The following is a 7,205-nucleotide window of genomic DNA, read 5'->3' on the forward strand; positions in this document are numbered from 1 at the left end:
CAGTTGCTGGAGGCGCTGGAAGGCTTCGGGCAGGATGATCTGGCCGACATTGCGTACACCCTGCAGGTTGGCCGCGAGGCCATGGCCCACCGCATGGCCTGCATGGTCTCCAGCATTGATCAGCTGCGCACCTTGCTGCAACGCCACCTTGGGCGATCGGCATCAAATGATGCGCTTCGTGGTGATGGCTGGTACCGAGGTCATGCCAGGAATGCCAAGGGCATGGTGGATCTCTTCACCTCCGACGATGATCTGCAAGAGACCTTGTCGGTCTGGATGCGGCGCGGCAAGTGGGCCAGGATTCTGACCCTGTGGGTGGATGGCCTGTCGGTCGATTGGCGTGCACTGTATGGCGACACTCGTCCTCGGCGGATCGCTCTGCCGACCTATCCATTCGCCCGGCAACGCTGCTGGTTCGATGCCCCGGTTCGCGTGGCCCCGGCCGCACCGTCGTTGGCGGAATCAGAGGCCGTCGTGCTGATGCGGCAATGGGAAGAGGCGCCTGCGCCGGTTTCCTTGGGAGTGCATCCGCAAGGGCATGCTGTCATCGTGCACGACGAGCGCACCGAGGCCCTGGCCCGGCGGCTGCAACTTGCCCTGGGCGCGCGCCTGCAGGATGGAGAGGTCGAACTGCTGAAGGATGGTGATGCTTTGGCGGCCGGCGAAGATTGGTTGTCGCGTTGCACCACCTGGATCGACGTGGTCGGCTGTGGCGCAGCAAGCGTTCCTCGAAGTCCGCACGATTGGCGCTGGATGTCGTCATTGCAGCGCTGGCTTGAGCATGGACCTCGGGCCGGTGTGCGTGTTCTGGGAGTCACCCAGGCCCTCGAATCGCTGGAGAACCCTCGGGTGAACATGGCTGGTGCCGACCGTGCCGGCCTGTACCGGATGCTCCAGAGCGAGTATGGCCGCCTGCGCTCTCGCCACCTCGATGTGGAGGCCGCAGACGATCATGGTTCGATGGTGGACTGCATCCTGGCCGAACTGTGCATGGACGATGCCGAGCCCGTCATCTGTCATCGCATGGGCCGACGCCATCGGCCCGTCATGGTCAAGGAGGCCATGGGGCCCAGGCCGAAGGCCGTTGATCTGGGTGACCATCCGGTGTGGTGGGTCACGGGTGGAACCCGGGGCATTGGCTTGCTCTGTGCGCGTCATCTGGTTCTGCGTCACGGCGTTCGGCGCCTGGTGCTGGGCGGGCGCGATGCACTGCCTCCTCGCGACAGTTGGGCTACCTATCTGCAGAGCGTTCCGGCCAGCGATGCCATGGCGCGCAAGATCCGCGCCCTCCAGTCCTTGGAATTGCTGGGTGCGCAGGTTCGTACCAGTGTGGTGTCTCTGCACGACGAGCGGGCACTGGGTGCCGAGGTCGATGGGGTGACGCGCGAGTGGGGGCCGGTGACGGGCTTGATCCATGCGGCGGGGCTCATTGATCTTGACCATCCCGCTTTCGTGAGCAAGCCCATGGAAACGATCGAGAAGGTCATGGCACCCAAAGTGGCAGGCCTGGATGCGTTGCTGGCGGTGCTGGGCAAGCAACCACTGAGGGCGGCCTTGCTCCTCTCGTCGGTGTCCGCTGTCATCCCTGGCCTGGCTGTGGGGCAGAGCGATTACGCGGTGGCCAACTCCTACATGGACTACCTGGCGCAGTCCTCGTCTGCCGCATGGCCGGTGCTCAGCGTGCAATGGGGCAATTGGAAGGAGTCGGGCATGGGCGAGGTTGGCACCAGAGCCTACGCCCAGACCGGCCTGCTCAGCCAGACGGACGAGCAGGGGCTTGCCCTGTTTGACCAGATGCTGGCAAGCTGCCTGGAGCGGGACGGGCGCAGGCAAGTGATGATGCCGCTCGTTGTGAATCCCCAGGTGTTCCAACCCCGCGATCTGACACGAGGCAACCGACCTGCCGTCATGAGCGATGAAAGGTCTGCACGTCGGCTCGACGAAGGCGCATCATCCATGCCAAAGGCGGTGATCACGAAAAACCCGGAAGGCTTGAGGGCGGCCATTCTGGCGTGGGTCCGCGATCTGTTGGCCACGCAGCTCAAGATGGACGCTTCCAGTGTCGAGGTGGATGTGCCGCTGCAAGACTATGGTGCTGATTCGGTATTGCTGGCGCAGGTGATGAGGTCGATCGGCAAACGGCTGGGCGACCGCCCACTGGATCCCTCGGTGTTGTATGAGTATCCAACCATCGCGGGATTCAGCGATTGGCTGCTGGCACACCACGGCGAAGAATTGGCCGACGCCTTGTCGCCCGCACAGGCCGTGCCGCAAGCAGCCCCCGAGCCCCTGCTTGAGCATGATGCCCCGGCCCCCATGGCTCGTCCCCGTGTCAGCAGTCGGCCCACCCGCAGTGAGGAAGGCGCAGACATCGCGGTCGTGGGCATGAGTTGCAGGTTTCCCGGCGCGGAAGACCTGGCCGGCTACTGGCGGCTTCTGTCGGAAGGCCGCAGCGCGATTGCCCCGATCCCGGTGGACCGCCAGGGCCTGCGAGGGGCGGGTCACCATGCCGCCTTGCTTAAGGATTTGGATTGGTTCGACCCTGCGTTCTTCCACCTGCCCGAAAGCGATGCGCGCGCCATGGATCCGCAGGCCTTGGCCGTGCTCGAGGAAAGCCTGAAACTGTGGTATCACGCGGGCTACCGGCCTCAAGATGTCAAAGGGCAGCCCATTGGCGTGTACCTGGGTGGGCGAAGTCAGCATCGGCCGGGCGCTCAGGTGCTGGCGGGGGCGGCCAACCCGATCCTCGCCGTTGGGCAGAACTACCTGGCCGCCAACGTCTCTCGTCATTTCGATCTGCGGGGCCCCAGCCTGGTGGTTGACACGGCCTGCTCCTCTTCGCTGGTGGCCATGAACCTGGCCGTCCAGGCCCTGCACAGCGATGAGATCAGCATGGCGCTGGTGGGTGGCGTGAATGTGCTGGATGTGGACGGTGCCATCACGCTGTTCTCCCAACGTGGCATCCTCAGCCCCGATCCCGCATTCCATGTGTTCGACAGCCGGGCCAAGGGCATGGTGCTGGGTGAAGGCGTCGGTTTGGTCCTGTTGAAGCGTCTGGACCAGGCTTTGCAGGATGGCGATCAGGTCTACGCGGTGCTCAAGGGCCTGGCCATCAACAACGATGGGCGCACGGCGGGCCCGTCATCGCCGAACCCTCAAACTCAGCGTGAGGTCATGCAGACAGCCTTGGCCAAAAGCGGCCACAGTCCCGATGACATCCAGTACATCGATGCCAATGGCTCGGGTTCCGAGTTGATGGACCTGCTGGAGCTGAAGTCCATCGAAGCGGTTTACCGGGTCAGCAGCCGAAAGCCTTGTGCGCTGGGCTCCATGAAGCCGAACATCGGGCATCCGTTGTGTGCCGAAGGAATGGCCAGCTTCATCAAGGTGGTGCTGATGATGCATCACCGGCGGTGGGTGCCTTTCCTGTCAGGTCAGCAAGCCATGCAGCACTATGACCTCGCGTCCTCGCCCTTCCAGTTCCATCGCTTGTCGGAGCCCTGGGATGGCGCACACCGCGTGGCGGCCATCAATTGTTTCGCGGATGGCGGCACGAATGCGCATGCCATTTTGCAAGGCTGGGAGCCTCATGCAGGTCAGGTGCCTCGACGCGGGCCGATCACCATGCCCTTGCTTCAGCGGATTGATCTTCGCGCATCGGACAGACCTTCCTTGCCGATTGATCAGCCTTCTCAGTCGGGGCTGTGGGGTCGATTCACCTCGGTCACGCTTGCAGACCATTGACATCAGGGAACACCAAAAATGTTGGTTCGTACCGAACTTTCCATGACCCCGCGCATGCAGATGCTGGCGGGACATCGTGTGCAAGGCCTCCATGTCATGCCTGGCCTGGCCTATGTCGATCTGCTTTTCCAGGTGTTCAAGGAGCACGGACATGATCCGCGTGAACTGGTGCTGCGGAACCTGACCATCCTCGCACCGCTGGCGTTGCGCGAGGATGAGGAAGTGCTGCTGTCCATCGATTGGCACTCGGTCGGTAAAGGCGTGTGGCACATTGCCGTGCAGGGGCAGGTGCGGGGTGTGGGCCGGGAGCCTGAGTCGGCCGTCCGGCACGTGACGGCGGAAATGCATTGGACTTCCCTCGCAGAGTTCGATGAACACATCGATCCGGTGCAGTGGTCTGTCGATTTCGAAGGCGCCAAGCCCCTGACGGATGTGTATGCCAGTGCCAGAATGCTGGACCTGGTCCACGATGGCTGCATGCAAGCCCAGGGCCGGGCGCTGGCGGACAGCCAGTCGTTCCGGGTCGAAGCCCGCTTGGGCGCCGAGGCAAGCGCCCTGGCCGGAGAAGCGCTGTTCCACCCCGTGTTGCTCGATGGCTGCGCCGTGGCGATTGCCGGACTGCTGTCGGACGAGGTTCGAGCCCGTGGCGAGCAAGTCAACCTGTTCCTGCCCCTGCATTTCGAGTCGTTCCGGGCCACCGAATCGCTGCAGGACCATTGCTTTGCCCGCCTGAAACGGACCGACTTCCGGGAGCGCCATGAACTTCGCTTTCTGACGCTGGAGTTCTTCAACGCTGCAGGCCGCAAGGTGGGTGAATTGCACAAGCTGGCGGCGAAGGAGGTCCGTCTGCAGGGGCTGGCTTTGCCAGCGCTTCAGAGCACTTCGATCACCGACCTGGTGCAGGCCAGTTTGCGAGAGATGCTGGCTCGCCGCCTGAAGTGCCCGCCTTCCCGCATTGACATCGACGCAGGCTACTACGAGTTGGGCCTGGTGTCGGGACACTTGCTGGACATGGTGCAGGAGCTGTCGAAGACCGTGGGCGTGACCATCGCGCCGACCTTGTTGTTTGAGTACACCAATGTGCGAGAACTGGCGGCGCACCTGGCGGAATGCCACGGCGATCGTTTCATGACGAAACCGGTGGTGGACGCAAAGCTTGCCCGGCCTGCCGAAGATCCTGCCCCGGCAGCGCCACCTGCGGGTGTGGAGCCCATCGCCATCATCGCCATGGCTGGCCGCTATCCCGGGGCGGACAACCTGGACGATTTCTGGACCTTGATTTCCCAGGGGCGCGATGCTGTCTCGGAGGTCCCGAGCCAACGCTGGGATCATGCCGCGTGCTTCGACGTGGACAAGGGCGTTGCTGGAAAGACCTATGCGCGGCACGGCGGATTCCTGACGGACGTGGACCAGTTCGATCCGCTTTTTTTTGGCATCTCGCCCCGCGAAGCCAAGGTGATGGATCCCCAGGGACGCTTGCTCCTGGAGACGGTCTGGCAACTGCTGGAGGGCGCTGGCCAGACACGGCAGGCCTTGAACCGTCGCCACAAGGGGGCCGTTGGCGTTTATGTGGGCGCCATGTACCAGCACTATGCACAGGCCAATGCCTCGACCAACCAGCGTGCGCTGGCCTCCTTGGCGTCCTACAGTGCCATGGCCAATCGGGTGTCGCATTTTTTCGGGTTCGAGGGGCCGAGCATGGCGATTGACACCATGTGTTCATCGGCTGCCATGGCCATCCACCAGGCCTGCAAGGACCTGCGGCTGGGAGAGTGTGAGCTGGCCGTGGTGGGGGGCGTCAATCTGTCGCTGGACGAAAAAAAATACATTGGACTGAGCCAGTTGCAGATCCTGGCCAGCCATGCCGGTAGCCGCAGTTTCTGCCAGGGCGATGGCTATGTGCCGGCCGAAGGTGTTGGCGCTGTTTTGCTCAAACCCTTGGCGAGCGCAGTGGCCGACGGCGACCGGGTGCTGGCCCTCGTCACCGGTTCGGCTTGCCATCACAGCGGCCATGCCAATGCCTACATGGTGCCCAGCCTCCGTGCCCAATCCAAGGTGATGGCCAAAAGTCTGGACCAGGCAGGTGCTCTGCCCGAGACGGTGAGTTATGTGGAAGCCGCTGCCAATGGGTCGCCTTTGGGGGACGCAATCGAGGTGGCGGCGTTGACCAAGGTGTTCAACGCTTCGGGGGGAAGAGGCACGCCTTGCGCACTGGGTGCTGTGAAATCGAACATCGGCCACCCCGAGGCCGCCTCGGGCATGGCCCAGTTGGCCAAGGTGGTGCTGCAACTTCAACATGGGCAACTGGCACCCACCGTGATTGCGGGGCCCTTGAACCCGGACCTGGCGTTGGAAGGCGGCCCCTTTGTGCTGCAACGCGATCTGGCGCCCTGGCAACGGCCTGTCGGGCGCGATGCGAGAGAGGCCTCGCACGAGTCTCCAAGACGGGCCTTGATCAATTCGTTCGCGGCGGGTGGATCGTACGTGAGCCTGGTGGTGGAAGAGCACCGTTGTCCCGATCCCCTGGTTGGTGTGCCATCGCCTGCGATGCCCAGCCCACAACTGATAGTTCTGTCTGCGCGCGATGCCGACGCATTGGTGCGCATGGCGAGGCGGCTGCACGATCACGTGGCCAATGCAAGCAGCCTCGACCTGGCCAGTCTGGCCCATACCTTGCAAACGGGACGTGAGGCCATGGAAGTGCGGCTTGCCTTCGTGGCCGACAGTCGCGATCAGTTGCTGCAGAAGCTGGCCTCTGCCGCGGCAGGCGATCGTGCTTGCCCGACGCTCCATCGGGGTGACCTGGAAGAAGCGCGCGCGGTGGGAGATGGCCAAAGCCTTCCCATCCAGGATCGTGAGGGCCTCGAGCGCCTGGTTGCCGACCGTTCACTCGACGCCCTGGGTGCCCATTGGGTGTGGGGTGGCGATGTGCCTTGGGCGGATCTGCACCGTGGCGTGGTCTTGCAAATGTTGGTGCTGCCAACCTACCCCTTCGCCAGGCAACGTCATTGGCTCGACGCCGAACTGCCCGGCGCAGGACTGGAGGCCCTGGCAGCTCCTTTGAGCGAGTCGGAGGAGGGGCCAGAGCAGGCCCGATTGCTTGTCCAGCGCTTCATCGCGGAGGTGCTGGCCGACATGTTGGGAACGACCTCGGACAAGCTGCCTCTCCACCGGCCTGTGACCAGCCTGGGGGCCGACTCGATTACAGGCATGCGTCTTTGCAGGCGATTGTCGGCGGAGTTTGGCGTGGAGTTGAGTGGCCGTGACCTGCTTGAGAACCCCAGCATCGCGGGCCTTGGGCGTCACGTGGCCGAGAAGCAGGCAGCGCGCCATCGGCAGTCCACGGAGGAGGCGCGGCTTGCAGAGGCACTGGAACAGTATCAACAGGGACGCCTGGCGCTCGATGACCTCAGGGGTCTGCTCGAGCAGGCATTGACAGCATGAAAAAAACAGGGAACACC

Annotated in this window: 2 protein-coding genes; both read left to right on the forward strand. The window is 63.5% G+C overall.

The window, feature by feature from the left end; all coding sequences use genetic code 11:
- On the forward strand, window positions 1-3,744 hold a 3,744-nt coding region (locus tag Q7V20_RS20985), incomplete at its 5' end, for a type I polyketide synthase (RefSeq protein WP_304795596.1).
- Between the two features lie 18 nt (window positions 3,745-3,762).
- On the forward strand, window positions 3,763-7,188 hold the full coding sequence (locus Q7V20_RS20990; RefSeq protein WP_304795598.1) for a beta-ketoacyl synthase N-terminal-like domain-containing protein: 3,426 nt from the start codon (window positions 3,763-3,765) through the stop codon (window positions 7,186-7,188).
- The last annotated feature ends 17 nt before the right edge of the window (window positions 7,189-7,205 follow it).

Origin of the sequence: Aquabacterium sp., from assembly GCF_030652515.1 — a bacterium.
In the GTDB taxonomy this organism is placed as follows: domain Bacteria; phylum Pseudomonadota; class Gammaproteobacteria; order Burkholderiales; family Burkholderiaceae_C; genus Aquabacterium.

Coding starts and splice junctions, on each gene's coding strand:
- Q7V20_RS20990 (WP_304795598.1), top strand. CDS start 3,763: ATGTTGGTTCGTACCGAACTTTCCATGACCCCGCGCATGCAGATGCTG.